We start from the raw sequence: 18,623 nt of genomic DNA, 5'->3' as shown, positions 1-18,623 counted from the left end.
AAAACGGGGCAAAGAAACCCTTCCGCCACCCCACCTCCCAACACCCTCGAAGGTTGTGCCTACCGAGCAACACAGGTTGCATTCTTGAGACAAGGTTGCACTTTATAGTTGCAGGTCGAGAGCAGTCCGTGGATAGCTCCCTTCGAGGGAACGGCCGGGGGATTGGCCGAGCACCAGAGAACAAGCCAGCAGCAGACGCACTCTCGGGATCTCGGATCGCGGGGAACGCCGCGGCTTGGCCGGAAAAGGGCAAACGACCATGTTGCGATCGATCGGCAGCGCCTGCCTCGGCTCCGTCATTCTTCTCGGTCTTCCAGTCGCAGCCGCGAACGCGCAGACCACCAACAACGCGGCCGTCGACTGGAGCGGCAGCTACGGGTTCAAGTCGAATGCCGATCGCAACCTGCGATTGCTGCAAGCCGATATCATCCGCAAGGGCGAAGGCGACTATTACGACAGCATCAGCAAGGCGCCGCAGTACAACGTCACCAACAACAGCTCCAGTTCGACCGAGATCGGGCAGCAGACGACGACGATCGGCTCGGTCAACACGGCCACCAACAACATCGACGTGAAGGACGCCGTCGATATCGGGCTGAACCTCAGCAACACGTCGTCCAACCACGGCTGCCTGAACGGCTCGGTCAGCATCGACAGCCGGCCGCGCGACGTCGGTGCATCGACGTGCAACTGAGGGCTCGACCGGTGCGCGCGTCTCGCCTCGTCGCAGCTCTCGTCGCGACGTCCCTTCTCGCCGGCTGCGCCGGTGCCCCTGGCCTCGCCAGCGTGAAGAGCAACGCGGTTCTGGTCGACGGGCCGCCGATCTCGGACATCGTCACGCCCTTCGACAAGGCGCTCAGTTGCCTGAAGGGGAAGATCGCGCCGAACCTCGTCTTCGCCGTCGGGGCGGTCTCCGACCAGACCGGCAAGGAGAGCTTCACCGACGGCGGCGTCGGCAAGTTCATCACGCAAGGAGCCGGCGACATGGTCCAATCGGCTCTGTTCAAGGCCGGCACCACCGTCGTCAACCGGCGCGATCCGCGCATCACCACGGTCGAGGTGGAGTGGCGCATCCGCGACCAGAGGCGCATCGTTCCGGCGAACTTCTACATCACGGGCTCGATCAACTCGCTCGACTTCATCCCCGGCTCGGGTGCCGAGGTGGAGGTCGCGGGCGTCGGCGGCCGCTACCGCCAGAACCGCATCCTGGTCGGGCTCGACGTGTCGCTGACCGAAGCCGGCTCGGGCCGGATCGTCGCCAACGTGCCGCTCAACAAGCAGATTTTCTCGTCGGAAGCGGGCATCGGCGTCGGCCGCTTCGTCGGCGACAAGCTGGTCTCGGCCGACATCGGGGGGCGCGAGCGCGAGGCGATCCACTTCGCGCTGCGCCAGATGGTCTATCTCGCGACCTTCGAGCTGCTGACGCAGGTGATGAAGCCCGGCACTTACGCCGAGTGCCGCTCCTACATCGACCGGGCGCACGGCCAGATCGACCACACCAAGACGGCGCAGGCCGCAGCGGCGTCGCTACCAGGTGTCGCCGCGCCCATCACCGTGCCCTCGCGGCCCGAGACGCGCGCGGCCGCGGCGGCCTCCATGCAGGCGGCGGCCGATGCCGCGAGCCCCGGCACGCCGCCCGCCGACAATCCCAATCCGGACAGCCGCGGCGCGTTCCCGGCATCCAACGGCGAGGACAAGAGCGCGATCGAGCGCGCCAAGGCGCAGGCCGTCCTCACCAACTGACAGGATTTCGGCGGAGCGCTGCAACGCCCCGCCGAAGACGACAGGTCCCCCATCGAAGACACCTGTCCAATTACCACGCCGCCAGGTCAGGGAGCGGGCGGCTCCAGAGATAAATTGGAGTTATGGCATGAAGAAGATCATTCTCGCGGGCGCTTCGACACTCGCGATTCTCGCCTTCGCGACGGGCGCCAACGCCCAGGCCGTGGACGTCATCATCGACCTCGACGGCACGTTGGCTGACGTTGCTGCCGACACGGACGGCTTGGGCGGCGTCTACATCAACGCGGCCGTGAACAACAACACGGTAGACGGCAGCGTCGATCTCTCCACCGAGGGCTTGCTCGACATCGACGTTCTCGGCGTCGACGTTGCGCTGAACGCGCAGCGCATCGGCCTGGATGTGGATGCATCGACGGCCGCGTCTCTCGCCATCACCCCGGGCACCGGCATCATCCCGGCGGTCGGCGTCGGCGCCTCCGCAGCGGTCGACCTCGGCCTCGAGATCCTGGGCACCAGCATCGCTTCGACCGACGTAATCCAGACCACGGCGATCGGTGCCGTCAGCACCGGCGTCACCTCGCTCGCCGCGCTGTCGACCCGCGAGTTCTCGGACACGTCCACCGAGGACACCGTCGGCGCGAATGTCGACTTCTCGTCGTCAGCCGCCAACTCGGCCGCCTCGACGTCGAACACGGAGGCCAGCGCCGCTGCCGCCGCGACGTCACTGCTGATCGACGGCGCCACGTCCGACATCGCGAACAACGTCACCGACAGCCTGGCCTCGGGTCCGGCCGCCATCGTGGCCGCGAACCTGGCCGTCAACAACGCCGTCGTCGACGGCAGCGTGACGATCTCGGGCGCGACCTCGGTCGCGATCGCCGGCACGGCCACCACGGCCATCGGCGCGGTCAACACTGGCACGATCACGAACGGCCTGCCCGGCTCGATCACGATCGTCGCTGGCGACACCTCGTCGACCACCACGACCAACAACAATACGACCACCACCGGTGGCTCGGGCTCGAACGGCAACGCCGGCACGCCGTAATCGCGCGAGCGATCCAGCCGGGCGCGCCCTTCCCCAGGCGCGCCCGGACCCGCCCTCTTTCCTTCCGCCGACCTTTCGGAGATTTCCATGAAGAAGCTCGCAGCCCTCCTGGCGCTGTCGGCTGCGGCCACGACCCAAGCTTTGGCCGCCGACATCGTCGACTACGTCCCGCCCCCCGAAGAGCCCGTGCTCGTCGCCGCGCCCACCTGGACCGGCCTTTATGTGGGCGGCCAGCTCGGCGGCGCCTTCAATGCCGGCAATTCCGGCCTTCCGGATATCTTCGTGGTGATCCCCGGCTCGCCCGGCCGTCCCGGCCGCGACGCGGTGCCCGCGACGCCCTTCATTCCCGGCAATCCCGGTTCGCCCGGTCGCCCGGCGGTCCCGGCGACGCCTGAGCAGACGGTGACCCTGCCCGGCACCGAATTCTCCTTCGCCTGCGCCGGCGCTGGCCCGGCCGCCGCCTGTTCGGGCGCGATCGAATCCGGCGGCGTGGTGACGCAGCAGCAACTGACGCGCGCCGAACTCTCGGCCGCGATCGCGGCCGCCGGCGGCGACCCGAACGCCGCGCTCGGTGCGGCCGTCGCGGTGGAGATCCCCGGCCGCACGACGGTCATCCCCGCCAATCCCGGCTCGCCCGCCGTGGACCCGGTCCCGGCGACGCCTGACCAGCCGGCGACGTCCGGTTCCCCGGCCGTCGAGGCGATCCCCGCCACGCCCGAGCAGCGCGTCCCCTTCGCCTCGCTGCCCGGCGTGTCGAGCTTCAACGACGACAGCGACGGCTTCATCGGCGGCGTCCATATCGGCTACGACTACGAGCTCGCCGCCTCGCTCGGCGGCGGCACCTTCGTGATCGGTGCGGTGGCCGACCTGTCCTATGTCGATGTCGAGCGCTACGGCGGCCTGACCGACGGCGTCAACACCATCGCCGCGCGCCAGGAACTCGACTACCTCGCCACCGCCCGCCTCCGGGCCGGCGCGGGCTTCGACCGGGTTCTCGTCTATGCCACCGGCGGCGTCGCCTTCGGCGATGTCGAGACCACGATCGTCAATTCCTTCGTCGGCGGGGTCTCCAACTCCGACACGCGCGTCGGCTATGCCGTCGGCGCCGGCGCGGATTTCCTGGTGGCACAAAACTTCAGCCTCGGGCTCGAATATCTCTACACCAACCTCGGGTCGAAGGATCTCGCGCAGACCTTCAACAATGCCGACTACGGCGATCTCGGCGTCGTCTCCGACGACGACTTCGACTTCCACACGGTCTGGGCCAAGGCCTCGTTCCGCTTCAACTGATCGAACCGTTCGGTCCCCGGCACACATGTCCTGCCGCCGGGGGCCGGATGCGGAGGCGGGTCGCCTGCCCGGTTTCGCCTCCGTCAACGACCGCCGGCCCGCTCACGCGGGTCGGCGGTTTTCGTTGTGGAAGGCTCAGCCCTTGGCCGGCGGAATCTGGATGTCGTCCGGCGCCCCCGCTGTGCCGGCCGCCGCTTCGGTCGCCCCGCCGGCCTTCAACCGCTGCTCTCGCAGGAAGATGAAGACGCCCGAAGCGGTGATGACGGCCGCGCCGATCAGCATGGAGGTGCGCGGGGTCTCGTTGAAGATCACGACACCGAACAGGAGCGCCCAGACGATCAGCGTGTATTGGTAGGGCACCACCGTCGAGGCGGGCGCCAGGAGCAGCGAGCGGTTGACGGCGGCGTGCGCGGCCATGGCCACGATGCCGAGCAGGAACAGAAAGCCGAGGTCGAAGCTCGTGGGCGCGACCCAGTGCATCGGCGCCAGGATCGCGCCGAACAGGAGCGCCATCACCGTCTGCCAGGTGATCAGCGTCGTCTCGCCCGCACCGGAAAGAATGCGGGTCGAGATCATGAGCAGTGCGTAGCAGAAGCTGCCGGCCACCGCGATCAGCGCCGGCCAGCCGGCGCTCGCGAGATCCGGCCCCAGGGCGATCAGCACGCCGCCGAACCCCACCAGCACGGCGCTCCAGCGCACCCAGCCGACGCGTTCCTTCAGGATCAGGGCCGAAAGCGCCGTCACGTAGATCGGCCCCGCGAGATAGAAGGTCATGACGTTGGCCAGCGGCAGATAGCTCAGCGCCCAATAGAAGAAGCCCGTCTCCAAAGCCGAGCCCGCCGCGCGCAGGAAATGAAGGCCGGGCCGCTCCGGCCGAACGACGCTGCGCAGGTCCACCCGGCGAAGGAAGTAGACGAGGATCAGAAGCGCCGAAATGCTGCGCAGGAGCAGCACCTGGCCCACCGAATAGGTGCCGACCAGCCATTTGCCCATCGCGTCGTTGACCGAGAACATAAAGCAGCCGAGCAGCATGAACCCGACGCCGAGAAGGGCGGACCGACGGGAAACGGCGGTGGGGGCGGGTCGCGGCGACATGGTGACTCGCTGATCACGGACTACGGGCATGGAACGCCGAGGACCTACAGGGCCTCGCGGGCACCGTCCATGACAAACGAGCGACTATCCCGCCGCGATGCGGACGGGGCGACTGAGCCAGGGCGAGCCCGCCAGGCAGAAGCGCCAGGGCTCGTCCACCGCCTTGGTGATGCCGATGCGCGGGCCGGCCTGCACGGGGTGCGCCACGGCCGATGGCGCGAAGGCGAAGGGCGCCTGGTCGATGGCCAGGCCGTCATGCCCGCCGTCGATGCCGAGCGCCTGGGTCAGCCGTCCAGGGCCGGAGCACAGGAGCCGGGCGGTTCGCGTCCCTCGCCGGCGGCTCATGGCGTCGAGACCGGCGAGCGGCTCGATCGCACGCAGGAGCACGGCGCTGCCCGCCGACGCCCCGTCGCACACGATGTTGAGGCACCAGTGGATGCCGTAGGACCGGTAGACATAGGCGTGCCCGACCGGCCCAAACATCGCGCGGTTCCGGGGCGTCACGCCGCGGAACGAATGGGACGCGGCATCGTCCGCGCGGTAGGCTTCGGTCTCGACGATCCGACCGCCCGCCCCCTCGACATAGAGTTCGGCGCCGATCAGCGCCCGCGCCAGCGACACGGCGTCCTGCTCGAAGAACCCGACCGGCAAGCTCTGCATCTACCCCTCGCCCGGAAACGCCACGCCCCGCCGCCGATCCGTCTTGACAGGCGCGCCGGAGCGTCCGTATATCGCCCCCAACCCGCCGTTGCACAACGGCGGGCGCTTCGGATGTGGCAAAGACCCGTCATCCGCGTGGCAGTGTAGCTCAGTTGGTGAGAGCGCCGGATTCATAACCCGGAGGTCGGCAGTTCAAATCTGCCCACTGCTACCAAGCCTTCTCTCACCGACCACGACATCCCCGCGCCTTTGTACGTTTCAGACGTTCGTTTGATTCGACAGCGCTTTTCGGCGCTCGAATCATGGAATCTCAAGACCTGCCCGACAATGTCGTGAATGTGATTATCGGCACCGGGCACCTCATGGTCCTTCGCGCATTCCAGTGGCTGACGTTGTCCTCGGTCGATCCGGACGTGGCGGCGAAGCAGTTCGACGAGCTTCGCTCGCAGGTGCCTCTGCTCTATGCCCTCCTCAGCGTCAACGCGATGGCCCTTGGCTATACGCATATGGGCGTCGCACCGGCATGGATGTCGGTATGGGTTCCGGGCGCGCTGGCCGCGGTGAGCGGGATCCGCGCCGTTACCTGGCTGCGCTACGACCCGCTCGATTTCGACCGCGCCGCCGTCCTGCGGATCCTGCGGCGGACCATCCTCCTCGGCTGCCTGCTGTCGGTGGCCTATATCGTGTGGGCGCTGGGCCTGACGCGGTTCGGCGGGCCGGACGAGCGCGCGCACGTGGCCATGTTCGTCGGGATCACGGTGATCGGCTGCATCTTCTGCCTCTCCCACCTCCCGCAAGGGGCGATCCTGGTCGCCGCATCGACGACCGTCCCCTACTTTTTCTACTACCTCGTCCTGTCCCCGAGCCCAGTCTATATCGCGATCGCCCTGAACATCCTCCTGGTGTCGCTGGTCGCGCTCCGCGTGCTGCTCAATGGATTCTCGGCCTTCGCCAAGCTCGTACGCAGCCAGACCGAGATGGACCGGCTGAACCGCGAGGTGACCGTGCTCGCGCATACCGACATGCTGACCGGACTGCCGAACCGCCGGCTCTTCTTCTCCGAGGTGGAGGCGCGCCTGGCCGGCCGCACGGCGGCCAGTCCGCCGCTCGCCTTCGGCGTGATCGACCTCGATCGCTTCAAAGCCGCCAACGACACGTTCGGCCACATCATCGGCGACCGCATCCTGACCGAGGTCGGCCAGCGCCTGACGGCCGAGTTTTCACGAACTGAGAGTGTCGCACGCGTGGGCGGCGACGAGTTCGCCTTCTTGATCGAAGCCGACGGCGAAACGGCGATGCGGCGGCTCGACGAACTCTGCCGACGCCTGTCGGAGCCCTATTGCCGCGACGACGTCTCGGTCTCGATCGGCGCGTCCTGCGGCGTCGCGCTGGCCGACATCCCGAACGAGATGACGGATTCGCTCTACGAGCGCGCGGACTACGCGCTTTACCAATCCAAGAGTGCGCGGCGTGGTCAGCCGACGCTCTACTCCGCCGCCCACGAGGCGGCCGTGCGCTCCGACCGGGCCATCGAGGCCGCGCTTCAGGGCGCCGACCTCGACAGTGAACTCTGCGTCCATCTCCAGCCCGTGATCGACGCGCGAACGCACAGGGTCTCGGCCGTCGAGGCGCTCGCGCGCTGGTCGTCGCCGACGCTCGGCGCGATCAGCCCGGCCGTGTTCATTCCCGTCGCGGAGCGGGCGGGCCTGGTGCACCGCCTGACGGTGAAGCTCTTCGAGAAGACTCTTGAGGGCGCGGCGCGCCTGCCCGAAACGGTCAGCATCTGCTTCAATCTCTCGGCGCACGACCTTACCTCGCCCGGCACGATCCTGTCGCTCGTCTCGCGCCTGCGCCAATCGGGCATCGCGCCCGCGCGCATCGTCTTCGAGCTGACGGAAACGGCCATGCTGCGCGACTTCGCAGCCGCGCGCGAATCGCTCGGCCTGCTCAATGCGATGGGTGCCCAGGTCGCGATCGACGACTTCGGCACGGGTCACGCCAGCCTCAGCTACCTGCGAGAACTGCCGATCGGGCGGGTCAAGATCGACCGGAGCTTCGTATCGGGCGACAACGCGCTCGCGCGACGCGATCTGCTCGGCGCCATCATCGCCATGTGCCGCTCGCTCGACCTCCCCTGCATCGCAGAGGGCGTCGAGACCGAAGAACAGCGGGAGTTCCTGCGCTCGGCCGGCTGCGATGCCCTGCAGGGATACCTCATCGCCAGGCCGATGCCGCCGGCCGCGTTTTTCGACTGGATGGCGGACCTGACGACCGCGCCGGAGAAAGTCCCCGTTCCGGCCGCGCTTGCGGAGGCCTCCGCCGGGCGATAGGCACGCGCCCATGAGGAATGCGGATGGAGCTGTCATGACACCGCGCGTCGCCGTCGTCGGTTGTGGGCACTGGGGCCAGAACCATGTGCGCACCCTGAAGGAGATCGGCGCCCTCGCCGCCCTGTCCGACGCCAACCCGTCCAAGGCCGCCGAGCTTTCCGCCCGTTTCTCCGTGCCTGCGCTCGATCTCGACGCGGTGCTCGCGGACAGCTCTATCGATGCGCTCGTCCTCGCCCTGCCCCCTTCGCTGCACGGGCCGAGCGCGCGGCGCGCCTTCGCGTCCGGCAAGGACGTCCTGATCGAGAAGCCGATCGGCCTCGACCCGGCCGATGCGGCGCGCACGGCCGAGGCGGCCCGCGAGGCGGGACGTATCCTCATGGTCGGCCATGTCCTTCGCTTCCATCCCGTGTTCGAGCGGCTGGACGCGGCGGTGCGCGAGGGACGCGTCGGAGCGGTGCGCCACATCGTCTCGACGCGTCTCGGCCTCGGCCGCTTTCTCGGCATGGACGCGGTGTGGGACCTAGCGCCCCACGACCTGTCGCTGGTGCTGCGGATCGCGGGCGAACATCCCGCCTCGATCGAGACCCTGCGCCGCACGGTCCTCAGCGACGAGACCGACGCGGCCGACATCGTGCTGCGGTTCCCATCCGGTATTGCCGCCGAGATCCACGTCTCACGCGTCTCGCCCTTCCGCGACCGGCGGTTCTCCGTCATCGGCACGGAAGGCATGCTGACCTTCGACGACCTCGCGCCCGAGGGGCAGAAGCTCGCGTTCCATGGCCACCGCGTCTGGCGCGAGGGTGACGCCTTCGCCTTCCGCGCGGCGGACCCGGACTATCTGGAAACCGAGCCCGGCCTGCCGCTCGACCGCGAGCTGCGCCATTTCCTCCACTGCGTGGAGACGCGCGAGGCGCCCCGCACGGGGGCGGACGAGGCGGTCGAAACGGTCCGCATTCTCCAGACCGCCTCGCCGCGCGCTGTTCAGCCTTAGGCGACGAGGCTTTCGCCGGCCGCGGCATCGACGAGGGCGCCGCGCTCGGTGCGGGCGATGACGCCGCCCCCGAGCACCTGCGCGCCCTCGCCTTCTCCCGCATAGAAGACGCAGGCCTGACCGGGCGACACGCCGTCCTCTCCCGCCAGGAGTTCCACGACCGGCATCCCGTCCTCGCTGGCGACGAGGCGAGCGGGTGCCGGCGGCCGCGTGGAGCGGATGCGCACAAAGAGGTCGATTCCCTCCCCGCCGGCGGCGGGCATGGGCGCGAATCCGAGCCAGTTCACCGCACGAAGCGCGAGCCGCCGCGTCTGGAGCGCCGCGCGCGGGCCGACGGTCACGCGGTTGGTCCGCGCGTCGATGCCCACGACATAGAGCGGCTCGCCCGACGCGATGCCGAGGCCGCGCCGCTGGCCGATGGTGAAATGAACGATGCCGCTGTGCCGCCCCAGCGACCGCCCATCCACATGGACGATCTCGCCCGGCTCCCCGGCGTCCGGCCGCAGCCGCGAGATGACGTCGCTGTAGCGCCCGTTGGCCACGAAGCAGATGTCCTGGCTGTCGGGCTTCGACGCGACGCCGAGGCCGAAGCGGGCGGCGATCTCGCGCGTTTCCGGCTTGGTCAGCCGGCCGAGCGGAAAGCGCAGGAAATCGACCTGCTCCTGCGTCGTCGCATAGAGGAAATAGCTCTGGTCGCGGTCGAGGTCGGCCGGGCGGTAGAGGCTCCGATGTCCGCCGTTGGGCCGCGACAGGATGTAATGCCCCGTCGCCAGCGCATCGGCGCCGAGATCGCGCGCGGTGGCCAGAAGATCGCGGAACTTGACCGTCTGGTTGCAGGCGACGCAGGGGATCGGCGTTTCGCCTGCAAGATAGCTTTCGGCGAACGGGTTGATGACCGCTTCGCGGAACCGCTGCTCGTAGTCGAGAACGTAGTGCGGGATGCCGAGGATCTCCGCCGTCCGGCGCGCGTCGGCGATGTCCTGGCCCGCGCAACAGGCGCCGGCGCGCTTGGGCGTGGCGCCGCCGTCGTAGAGCTGGAGCGTGATTCCGACGACCTCGTAGCCCTCGTCCTTCAGAATCGCGGCCGTCACCGACGAATCGACGCCGCCGGACATGGCGACCACGACACGCGTCTCGGCGGGTGCCTTGTGCAGGTCGAGGCTGTTCAGCATGGCAGGCAAACTCGGCTGCGCCGGCCGGGCCGGCAGTTCGTTTTCTTCTAATGCGCCCGCCCCGGCGTGCCAACCACTTGGTTTTGCTTGGGCCGGACAGGCACGGGCGCCGTGTTCCGCCGTTCCATCTGGGCGCAGGGGAAGCTTGATTCAACCTGTTATCGAATTGCTACTAAGGGCTTAGCGGAATGTTTAGAGCCGCTGGTCTAGCTTCGGATGGCGATTAGGTCTTTGCGTAATGTAGAGAGTTCAATGACCGATCAGGTTAGACCAAGAGTGAAATACGTCATTGGACCCGATGGAAGTCCGCTGACGATCGCCGACCTCCCCCCCTCCAATACGAGGCGCTGGGTGATCCGCCGCAAGGCGGAAGTGGTCGCGGCGGTGCGCGGCGGGCTGCTCAGCCTCGACGAGGCATGCTCGCGATACACCTTGACCGTGGAAGAGTTCCTTTCGTGGCAGGCCTCGATCGACAGCCACGGCCTTGCGGGTCTGCGCACGACGCAGCTCCAGGAATACCGCAAGAAGATCGATTTCCACTGATCGATCCGACTTCGGTGAGACGAGATCAGGCCGGCCCGAAAGGTGCCGGCCTTTTTCGTGGCCGCATCCTGCTTGCGTGTCGACAGGACAAAAGAAAAAGGCCCGGCGCCAAGCGCTCGGGCCTTTTTTCGTTGAAGTCTTGGCGGTCGCCTCAGGCGACGGCGGTGCGGCGATCCTCGCCTGCGTCGCGCTGCTCCAGCTTCTCGGCGTTGACGAGTTCGGCCTCGGCCTCTTCCAGCGCGATCCGCGCGGCGTTCATCTGGATGCGCAGATCGCCGACCGAATTCGTCAGGTTGTCGCGGCGGGTGCGCGCGGCCTTGGCGAAGGTCGGATAGGCGAAATGGTTGATGTCCGTGATGCCGGACTTCTTCTCTTCGCTCGCGATCTGGGCGTCGAGTTCGCCAGCCATCCGCTCGAATTCGTTGTGCATCATCTGCAACTGGTCGACCTGCCTGCGCTTCTCGGCGACCTTGAAGCGCGTCAGCCGCACCAGATTATCACGTTTGGCCATGACGCCCTCACCTCCTTGTTCCATAGGGGTTCTGGAACATGAGCCCCCGTTTCGCGGTGCATCGGCGGCTTCGGGCAAGCCTCGTCGGCTAGACCTTAACCGTCTGTTTACGCGTGCCGTTAATCATAGCCATGGATGATTTAAGGCAGGGTAAATCGATCGGGTTCAAAGCGACGCAAGGGGGACAGGGTCATCACACGGATCGCAATCCCACACCTTCGCCGCGATGCGGACACAGATCGAAAGACTCGGTTGAACAGAGGATCGGGACGGAAGGCATTGTTAACCATTCACTGGCACGATGCCTTCAGCTTCGAGACGAACTCCAACCCAGTCGGAAGACCCGCCCCGGCCGGGCTGATGCAGAGGATTTAACTGATGCGCGTTCTTTTGATTGAGGATGACAGCGCGATCGCGCAAAGCATCGAACTCATGCTGAAGTCCGAGAGCTTCAACGTGTACACGACCGACCTCGGCGAGGAGGGCGTGGACCTTGGGAAGCTCTACGACTACGACATCATTCTTCTCGACCTGAACCTGCCTGATATGTCGGGCTACGAGGTGCTGCGCACGCTGCGCCTAGCCAAGGTCAAGACGCCGATCCTCATCCTGTCGGGCATGGCCGGCATCGAGGACAAGGTGCGGGGCCTGGGCTTCGGCGCCGACGACTACATGACCAAGCCCTTCCACAAGGACGAGCTGGTCGCCCGCATCCACGCCATCGTCCGCCGCTCGAAGGGTCACGCCCAGTCGGTCATCGTAACCGGCGACCTGACGGTCAACCTCGACGCCAAGACGGTCGAGGTCAACGGCCAGCGCGTCCACCTGACGGGCAAGGAATACGCCATGCTGGAGCTCCTTTCGCTCCGCAAGGGCACGACGCTCACCAAGGAAATGTTCCTGAACCACCTCTACGGCGGCATGGACGAGCCCGAGCTGAAGATCATCGACGTCTTCATCTGCAAGCTGCGCAAGAAGCTCGCCACCGCCACCGAGGGCAAGAACTACATCGAGACCGTGTGGGGCCGCGGCTACGTGCTGCGCGAGCCGGAATCGGACACCCGCGCCGCCTGATCCCATCCGAACACGCATCGACGAAAGCCCGCCTCCTACCGGACGGCGGGCTTTCGCTTGTCGGGAACGGTGCCGGCGTCAGGCCGCGACCGGCTCCTTCGCCTCGAGGAAGGGCTCCACCCAGGCGATCAGCGAGGCGCGGTCGAATGGGCGGAAGATGAAGCCATCGGCCCCCGCGCGCTTGGCCCGCGTCATGGTGCCAAGGTTGGACTCTACCAGCGAGACCAGGATCTTCGCCCTGGCGGTCTTCGGGTTGGCCCGCAGCGCCTTGACGCTTGCGTCCACCGTCGTCCCCTGCAGCGAGGCGGACAGGAGCACCAGCGCCGGCGCTGCCGCCGCCGGCTCGGCCAGGAGCCGCGAGGCGTCCAGGACCGTGGACGCCGCGACTGTCTGCAGATCGAGACCCGACAGGATGCGGCTGGCGACCTTGGCGACGATGCTGGATTCGTCGATGACGAGGCAGGTGGACATGACGCGGCTCCGATCCGCCGGACCCAATCCGGCACTTCGAATGGAGCCTAGCAGCCGTTCTTTAGGGAGCGGTTCACAGGGAAGGCGAACGTTTCCTCAACGCGGTCCGTCGGTTTCGAGCGAAGGCTCCGCGGCTTGCGCGGCCGGCTCCACCCGGAAGAGGACCGATTCTTCGCCCTGCTCCAGCGAGACGGTCAGCCCTGCCTCACGGGCGAGGAGCAGCGCGTAGTAAGGCTGGATGCCATGGGCGTCGATCGAATCCGGGGTCGCGTCGCCGGCCAGGAGCTCACGGAACTTGGCCGGCACGCGCAGCGGCTTGCCGCGCGCGGCGATGGTGAAGCGGGCGACCGGCTCCAACTGCTCGATCGTCACCTCCACCTCGCGCCCGCGCGGCACCGAGGCGTTGGCGACGACCAGAAGGTTCAGCACGAGCTTGGCGATGTTCTTCGGCACATAGGCCCGCTCGCCCGTCCATTGGAGGCTCGCCTTCTCGAAGGACATGAGGCCTTCGGCCACCGTCTTGGCGTCGCCCATGTCGATCTGCGCGGTGGACGAGCCGGAAGCGCCGTAGGCGATGCGGGCGAACTGGAGCTTTGCGACCGCGCTCTTCGTCGAGCTGCGGACGAGGGCCATGGATTCCGGATCGTCCGGCATGTCGTCCAGAAGCTCGAGCCCGCTCTGGATCGCCCCCACCGGAGAGATGATGTCGTGGCAGAGGCGGCTGGCCAGGAGGGCCGCCAGATCCGGCGCGGACAATGCGGGCAGGTTCGTCATCGGCGTTCCGTCTTGGTTAACATTCGATGAAAATTCGACACGATCGCACTATCACGCGTCCGCCGTCCCCGCGAGGCATAGGCGCGGCGATCGCAGCCTTTCCGACGCCTGTGGCGCCGGAACGACACCCGCGCGACCGACTTTCGCGACGCGTTAGCAAAGCGGAAACCATGGAGCGCGCAAGTTGTGGAGAGACCTGCGTCCAGGCACCCAGAGCTTTCGGAAGGATTCGACCGATGAAACGCACGATCCGGCTGGTCCGCCGCCTCGCCTTCGCGGCCATGGCCGCAGCCGCCCTTCCCGCCGCCGTCGTGCTCGCCCCGACGCCGGCCGCCGCGCAGCAGAGCGGCGGCTACACGATGGAGGAGATCGTCGGCGAGGGGCATCGCTTCTTCGGCGCCACAGCCGGCGGCCTCGCCACCGTGATCGAGCGGGCCTTCCAGGAACGCGGACTGCCCAACGGCTACATCCTCGGCGAAGAGGGCTCGGGCGCCTTTATCGGCGGCCTCCGGTTCGGCGAGGGCACGCTCTTCACCAAGAACGCGGGCGAGCACCGCATCTTCTGGCAGGGGCCGTCCGTCGGGTTCGACGCCGGAGGCGACGGCGCGCGCACCATGATGCTGGTCTACAACCTGCCGTCCGTCGAGGGCGTCTACGGCCGCTATATCGGCGTCAGCGGCAGCGCCTATCTCGTCGGCGGCGTCGGCATGACCTTCCTTCAGCGCAACGCGATCACGCTCGTCCCGATCCGCACCGGCGTCGGCGCTCGGCTCGGCGTGAACGTCGGCTACCTCAAGCTGACACCTTCGGCGACCTGGAACCCGTTCTGACCTTCTAGGCAGACCGGGCGGACTTGACGTAAGAAGTCGGGTGGGGACCCTTTGGCGCACCGTTGCCGTTTCGCGGCGGCGGCTCGGTCTTCGATCGCGCGAGCCAGGCACGAGGTCGAGTAGTCCATGATCGCAACCGCGCTTGTCTTCGCGCTCGGCGCGCTGGTCGCCAGCTTCGTCGCCCTGATCTTCGCACCCATCCTCTGGAGCAACGCGCAACGCCTGGCGCGGCGGGAGTTCCACGCGACGATCCCCGCAACGGTGCGCGAGATGCGCGGCGAACTCGACGCCGTCCGGGCCCGCGCCGCCTTCGACATCCATCGCGACGCCATGCGCCACCGCGCCGTGCAGGATGCGGCCGTGCGCGAGCGCGCCGAGGCCGGGCGCGCGATCCTGGAGAACGGCCAGCTCCGCGCCCGGCAAGCCGAGTTGGAACGGGAGATCGCGGAAAGCGCCGGTCGCGCCGGTCGCCTGGAGGAGGATCTGCGCGTGCTCGTCGCCGAGCGCGACGCCCTTCTTGCCACACGGCAGGATCTTCGGGGGAGGCTTGAGCGACGCGAAAGCGAGCTCGCCGCATTGGACGCCAAGTTCCAGCGCCTCAGCCAGGCCTTCGACGAGCAGCGGTTCCGCCTGGCCACAGCCGAGGCGCGCATCGTCGAGCTGACGCCCGCCCCCCTTCCACCTGCCCCGGCCGAGGCCCCAGGCGCGGCGGCCACCATGCCCCTTGTGGCCGCAATGGCCTTGCCGAAGCCGCTGGCCGAGCCCCAACTCGACGCCCCGGCTCCCGTCTCCGAGCCGGATGCCGCGCCTTCGGGGAACAGCCGCCTGCGAGCCGCCATCGCGCGCGGCAGCGCGGACAAGACGCCTGCCTCCCACGCCGAACATGCGGAGATCCGGGAGCGGATCGGCGATATCGCCGCCCGCGTCATCCACGAGCGCATCAAGGTCGAAGGCGCCGATTCGCAGCTCGCCCGGATGATCGCCGATGCGCCCCCGCCTGCGGCCGATGCGGGCGAGCCGCTCCTCGCAGACCGCGTCCGCCGCCTTCAGGACGAAGAGAAGCCGGTCAGGACGACGCCGGCGAAAACAGGTGGTGCAGGACGAGCGCGGCGGAAGTCGCGACGTTGAGACTGTCGAGACCGGGTGCCATCTCGATGCGCACCGGCCGGCAACGCGCCATGACCCTTGCGTCCAGCCCTTCGCCTTCCGCTCCGAGAAACAGCGCCCGCGCCTGCCGGCCACCGATGCCGCGCAGCGGCTCGGCCGCGCCCGGCGACAGCGCCAGGCATTCGAAGCCCAGCCCGCCGAGCCGCTCAACTATGGTGGAAGCGCCGCCCCAGCGCGCGAAGGGCACCGTGAACACGGTTCCGACCGACACCCGGATGGCCTTGCGGTAGAGCGGGTCGCAGGCGCGCTCGTCGAGGATCACCGCCCCCGCCCCGAACGCCGCCGCATTGCGGAAGATCGCACCCATGTTGTCGTGGTTGGACAGGCCGCAGGCGACAACGACGCTGCCGCTCGCAGCCAGCGTCGCGGCCAGCGCCGCATCGAGGTCGGCCGCAGCCGTCGAGGCGACCGGCTCCGCCAGAGCCATCACCCCGCGATGCACGGGAAAGCCGGCGATCCGGTCGAACACCGCGCGCTCCGTGCAGTAGATCGGCACCCCGGCCGGCAGCGCGCCGAGGCGCGGCACGAGGCCGGCCAGCCGCTCGCGCAGCACCAGGAGCGATACCGCTCGAAAGCGGCGGGAGGCGAGGATCTGGTCGAGCACCACCGAGCCTTCGGCGATGAACTGTCCTGCACGGGTCAGGTCGCGCTCGCGCACGTCGCGAAAGCCCGCGATTCGCTCGTCCTGCGGATCGGTGATGTCGATCACGGCAGGACTGCCGGTGCCATTCCCAGTCATCACTTATCTCCGCACGAGCGCCGCCCCGCCCAATCCGACAAACTGAACGTGCAGACAAGCGATACTGGTCTGCCCCTGCAGAGCGGCCCTCCCTGAAGTCGGCTTTTTGAGTCTTCGGAGATGCCAGGAATGCCAAGGAAGAAGCACCATCCCGGAGAGATCGTCGCGAAGCCCCGGCAGGTGGACGTTCTGGTGTCGCAAGGGCGACCGGTGGCGGAGGTGATCCGCACGATCGACGTGACGCGGTTCACCTGACTTCGCTGGCACGAGATGTGCGGCGGCCTGAAGTCCGATCAGGAGAAGCGGCTCAAGGAGCCCGAGGACCGGCCAACAGCGCGTGTTTCTTCCCGATCGAGATGATGGACCGGTAGGATCTCGCGCAGTGGAAGGCGCAGCGGTGGATGAAGCGGTGCCGATTCTGGTTCTGCTAGCCGCCGCCGAGAGACTTGGAACGGTCAGAACCCGACCGGCGCCAATACGCCTCGGGTTGCGGGCGGCCGAGAAGATAGCCCTGCAAGTGGCCGCAGTTCTGCATCTGGAGGGCGGCCAGCTGTTCCTCCGTCTCGACCCCTTCGGCCGTCGTGGAAAGACCATAGGCTTCGCAAAGCGTGATCACCGAGCGGACGACGCTCGTCGACTTGCTCGTCTCGTTGATGCCCGTGACAAAGCTGCGGTCGATCTTGATGCGCGTCAGCGGCAATTCCTTCACCATCCGCAACGACGAGAAACCGGTTCCGAAGTCGTCGAGCGCGATCCCGACACCCAGGGCACGAAGTTCCGTCAGAATCTCGTTGGCGAGATCCGGGTCCGAGAGGACGGCCGTTTCGGTGATTTCCAGCTCCAGCCTGTGCGGAGGAAGCTGTGAGGCGGCCAAGGTCGCCTTGACGACCTCAATGAAGCTGCGGTCGCGCAGTTGGGTCGTGGACACGTTGACCGCGACCGATGTCTCCCCAGGCCAGTTGACCGCGTCGCGGCAGGCCGTTCGCAGCACCCATGCGCCGAGCTCCGGCATCAGCCCGAGTTCTTCCGCCAGCGGAACGAACTCCGCTGGCGAGATCTGCGTGCCTGTCTGGTCCTGCCAGCGCAGCAAAGCTTCGTAGCCGACCGTCTGCAGCGTCCTGGCATCGACGACAGGCTGGTAGTGGACGTCGAAGTCGTGCAGCTTCAGGGCCTGTCGTAGCTTTAGTTCCATCACGCCGCGCGACAGAGCCTGCGCACTCATGCTCTCATCGTAGACCTCGAAGCGTCCCCGTCCCTTCTCCTTTGCGGCGTAGAGGGCCAAGTCTGCGTTCCGAAGGAGGTCCGCGGCCTCGTGTCCATGGCTCGGTGCATGGGCAACGCCGACGCTTGCCCCGATGACGACGATGGCATTGCGAACGGGAATAGGTTCAGACAGCGTCTCCACGATGCGACCGGCCAGCGCTAACGCATCCTCCATTGTCGGCGAACCGAGTTGGACGACCGCGAACTCGTCGCCTCCGAGACGGGCAACGATGCTCTTCGCTGGGATGACCGCCTTCAGCCGCGCCCCGACCGTTCGAAGGACATGATCGCCGACGGCGTGTCCGAAGGAATCGTTGACGGGTTTGAACCGGTCGAGATCGATGTAATGCACCGCAAGGCTTCCGCCGTAGATGAGTTGCGGGGCTTCGTTGTCGAGACGTTCGAGAAAGTTCGCTCTGTTGAAGAGCCCCGTCAGCGCATCGTGGCCGGCTTGATGCGCCAGGCGATGCTCGGTCTCGCGCTGCGTCGTCATATCGCGGGTGATCTTGGTGAAGCCTATCAGCCCCCCGGCCTCATCGTGGATCGCATCGATCACGACATGCGCCCAGAACTGCGTGCCGTCCTTGCGCAGTCGCCAGCCTTCGTCTGCAAATCGTCCGTGCTCGCGAGCGTGCGCGAGGTTTAATTCGGGAATGGCTCGGTCGCGCTCCTTCTGCGGGTAGAAGGTCGCGAAATTGCATCCGACGATCTCGTGCGCCTGGTAGCCTTTCGCCAGTTGCGCCCCCGCGTTCCAGTTCAGCACCACGCCATCGGGATCGAGCATGTAGATCGCGTAGTCCGTCACAGCCTCGACCATGAGCCGATACATGCGGTCGCTGAGGGGCGAAGGGATCACGGAAGGCCTCCGGTTGGGAGCCTCGTTCCTATCAGCCGATCATCACCGTCCCGTTAGGAGACGGTC

The 18,623-nt window shown here is 67.3% G+C and carries 18 protein-coding genes, 1 tRNA gene and 1 pseudogene; 12 read left to right on the top strand and 8 right to left on the bottom strand.

The window, feature by feature from the left end; all coding sequences use genetic code 11:
• Window positions 1-259: 259 nt before the first annotated feature.
• From O5O54_RS00730 to O5O54_RS00715, 4 genes are all read left to right on the top strand, one after another.
• Window positions 260-694, top strand: a complete 435-nt coding sequence (locus O5O54_RS00730; protein WP_279477761.1) for a hypothetical protein — start codon at window positions 260-262, stop codon at window positions 692-694.
• Window positions 695-705: 11 nt separating this feature from the next.
• On the top strand, window positions 706-1,743 hold the full coding sequence (locus tag O5O54_RS00725; RefSeq protein ID WP_279477759.1) for a CsgG/HfaB family protein: 1,038 nt from the start codon (window positions 706-708) through the stop codon (window positions 1,741-1,743).
• 202 nt (window positions 1,744-1,945) lie between these two features.
• A complete protein-coding gene (locus O5O54_RS00720; RefSeq protein ID WP_279477757.1) occupies window positions 1,946-2,791 on the top strand; it encodes a hypothetical protein in 846 nt (281 codons plus the stop codon).
• A gap of 87 nt (window positions 2,792-2,878) precedes the next feature.
• A complete protein-coding gene (locus tag O5O54_RS00715) occupies window positions 2,879-4,081 on the top strand; it encodes an outer membrane protein (protein WP_279477755.1) in 1,203 nt (400 codons plus the stop codon).
• Between the two features lie 135 nt (window positions 4,082-4,216).
• Here O5O54_RS00715 and O5O54_RS00710 read toward each other — a convergent pair whose 3' ends face one another.
• Together O5O54_RS00710 and O5O54_RS00705 are read right to left on the bottom strand one after the other, a co-directional pair.
• Entirely contained in the window at window positions 4,217-5,176 is a 960-nt protein-coding gene (locus O5O54_RS00710; protein WP_279477754.1) for a DMT family transporter, read from the bottom strand.
• An 84-nt stretch (window positions 5,177-5,260) separates the two neighbouring features.
• Window positions 5,261-5,836 (bottom strand): DNA-3-methyladenine glycosylase, encoded by a 576-nt coding sequence (locus tag O5O54_RS00705; RefSeq protein ID WP_279477753.1) that lies wholly within the window; start codon window positions 5,834-5,836, stop codon window positions 5,261-5,263.
• Window positions 5,837-5,973: 137 nt separating this feature from the next.
• Between O5O54_RS00705 and O5O54_RS00700 the strand changes: the two genes are divergently transcribed.
• The 3 genes from O5O54_RS00700 (at window position 5,974) to O5O54_RS00690 (ending at window position 9,157) form a co-directional block, all read left to right on the top strand.
• A tRNA-Met gene (locus O5O54_RS00700) sits at window positions 5,974-6,050 on the top strand.
• A gap of 88 nt (window positions 6,051-6,138) precedes the next feature.
• On the top strand, window positions 6,139-8,166 hold the full coding sequence (locus O5O54_RS00695) for a bifunctional diguanylate cyclase/phosphodiesterase (protein ID WP_279477751.1): 2,028 nt from the start codon (window positions 6,139-6,141) through the stop codon (window positions 8,164-8,166).
• 34 nt (window positions 8,167-8,200) lie between these two features.
• The gene (locus O5O54_RS00690; protein ID WP_279477749.1) at window positions 8,201-9,157 is read left to right on the top strand and encodes a Gfo/Idh/MocA family oxidoreductase; all 957 of its coding nucleotides are present in this window, start codon (window positions 8,201-8,203) and stop codon (window positions 9,155-9,157) included.
• On the opposite strand, the gene mnmA is transcribed toward O5O54_RS00690, so the two are convergent.
• The gene (gene mnmA, locus O5O54_RS00685; protein WP_279477748.1) at window positions 9,154-10,329 is read right to left on the bottom strand and encodes a tRNA 2-thiouridine(34) synthase MnmA; all 1,176 of its coding nucleotides are present in this window, start codon (window positions 10,327-10,329) and stop codon (window positions 9,154-9,156) included. The genes O5O54_RS00690 and mnmA overlap by 4 nt on opposite strands.
• Before the next feature lie 252 nt (window positions 10,330-10,581).
• Between mnmA and O5O54_RS00680 the strand changes: the two genes are divergently transcribed.
• Window positions 10,582-10,872, top strand: a complete 291-nt coding sequence (locus O5O54_RS00680) for a DUF1153 domain-containing protein (RefSeq protein ID WP_061934010.1) — start codon at window positions 10,582-10,584, stop codon at window positions 10,870-10,872.
• Window positions 10,873-11,023: 151 nt separating this feature from the next.
• On the opposite strand, the gene O5O54_RS00675 is transcribed toward O5O54_RS00680, so the two are convergent.
• Complete coding sequence (locus tag O5O54_RS00675) at window positions 11,024-11,383, bottom strand: flagellar FliJ family protein (protein ID WP_279477744.1); 360 nt, start codon at window positions 11,381-11,383, stop codon at window positions 11,024-11,026.
• Window positions 11,384-11,761: 378 nt separating this feature from the next.
• Between O5O54_RS00675 and ctrA the strand changes: the two genes are divergently transcribed.
• Window positions 11,762-12,457: a response regulator transcription factor CtrA gene (gene ctrA / locus O5O54_RS00670; RefSeq protein WP_119541111.1), complete on the top strand. Its 696-nt coding sequence runs from the start codon at window positions 11,762-11,764 to the stop codon at window positions 12,455-12,457.
• 78 nt (window positions 12,458-12,535) lie between these two features.
• Here the strand turns inward: ctrA and O5O54_RS00665 are convergent, their stop codons facing one another.
• Window positions 12,536-12,928 (bottom strand): response regulator, encoded by a 393-nt coding sequence (locus tag O5O54_RS00665; RefSeq protein WP_279477738.1) that lies wholly within the window; start codon window positions 12,926-12,928, stop codon window positions 12,536-12,538.
• Window positions 12,929-13,024: 96 nt separating this feature from the next.
• The gene (gene chpT, locus O5O54_RS00660; RefSeq protein WP_279477736.1) at window positions 13,025-13,702 is read right to left on the bottom strand and encodes a histidine phosphotransferase ChpT; all 678 of its coding nucleotides are present in this window, start codon (window positions 13,700-13,702) and stop codon (window positions 13,025-13,027) included.
• Window positions 13,703-13,938: 236 nt separating this feature from the next.
• Here chpT and O5O54_RS00655 point away from each other — a divergent pair, with 236 nt between their 5' ends.
• Entirely contained in the window at window positions 13,939-14,532 is a 594-nt protein-coding gene (locus O5O54_RS00655) for a DUF1134 domain-containing protein (protein ID WP_279477734.1), read from the top strand.
• 126 nt (window positions 14,533-14,658) lie between these two features.
• Window positions 14,659-15,660 (top strand): hypothetical protein, encoded by a 1,002-nt coding sequence (locus O5O54_RS00650; RefSeq protein ID WP_279477731.1) that lies wholly within the window; start codon window positions 14,659-14,661, stop codon window positions 15,658-15,660.
• On the opposite strand, the gene O5O54_RS00645 is transcribed toward O5O54_RS00650, so the two are convergent.
• Window positions 15,599-16,438, bottom strand: coding sequence for an RNA methyltransferase (locus tag O5O54_RS00645; RefSeq protein ID WP_279477729.1), 840 nt, complete (start codon window positions 16,436-16,438; stop codon window positions 15,599-15,601). The genes O5O54_RS00650 and O5O54_RS00645 overlap by 62 nt on opposite strands.
• Before the next feature lie 129 nt (window positions 16,439-16,567).
• On the opposite strand from O5O54_RS00645, the pseudogene O5O54_RS00640 reads away from it, so the two are divergent.
• Window positions 16,568-16,759: pseudogene (locus tag O5O54_RS00640) on the top strand (IS3 family transposase); the annotation flags it as partial.
• 106 nt (window positions 16,760-16,865) lie between these two features.
• Here the strand turns inward: O5O54_RS00640 and O5O54_RS00635 are convergent.
• A complete protein-coding gene (locus O5O54_RS00635) occupies window positions 16,866-18,557 on the bottom strand; it encodes a bifunctional diguanylate cyclase/phosphodiesterase (RefSeq protein ID WP_279477727.1) in 1,692 nt (563 codons plus the stop codon).
• Window positions 18,558-18,623: the final 66 nt, after the last annotated feature.

This window comes from Aureimonas sp. SK2 (assembly GCF_029813115.1).
Lineage (GTDB): Bacteria > Pseudomonadota > Alphaproteobacteria > Rhizobiales > Rhizobiaceae > Aureimonas.
This window is presented reverse-complemented; position numbering and strand designations above follow the sequence as displayed.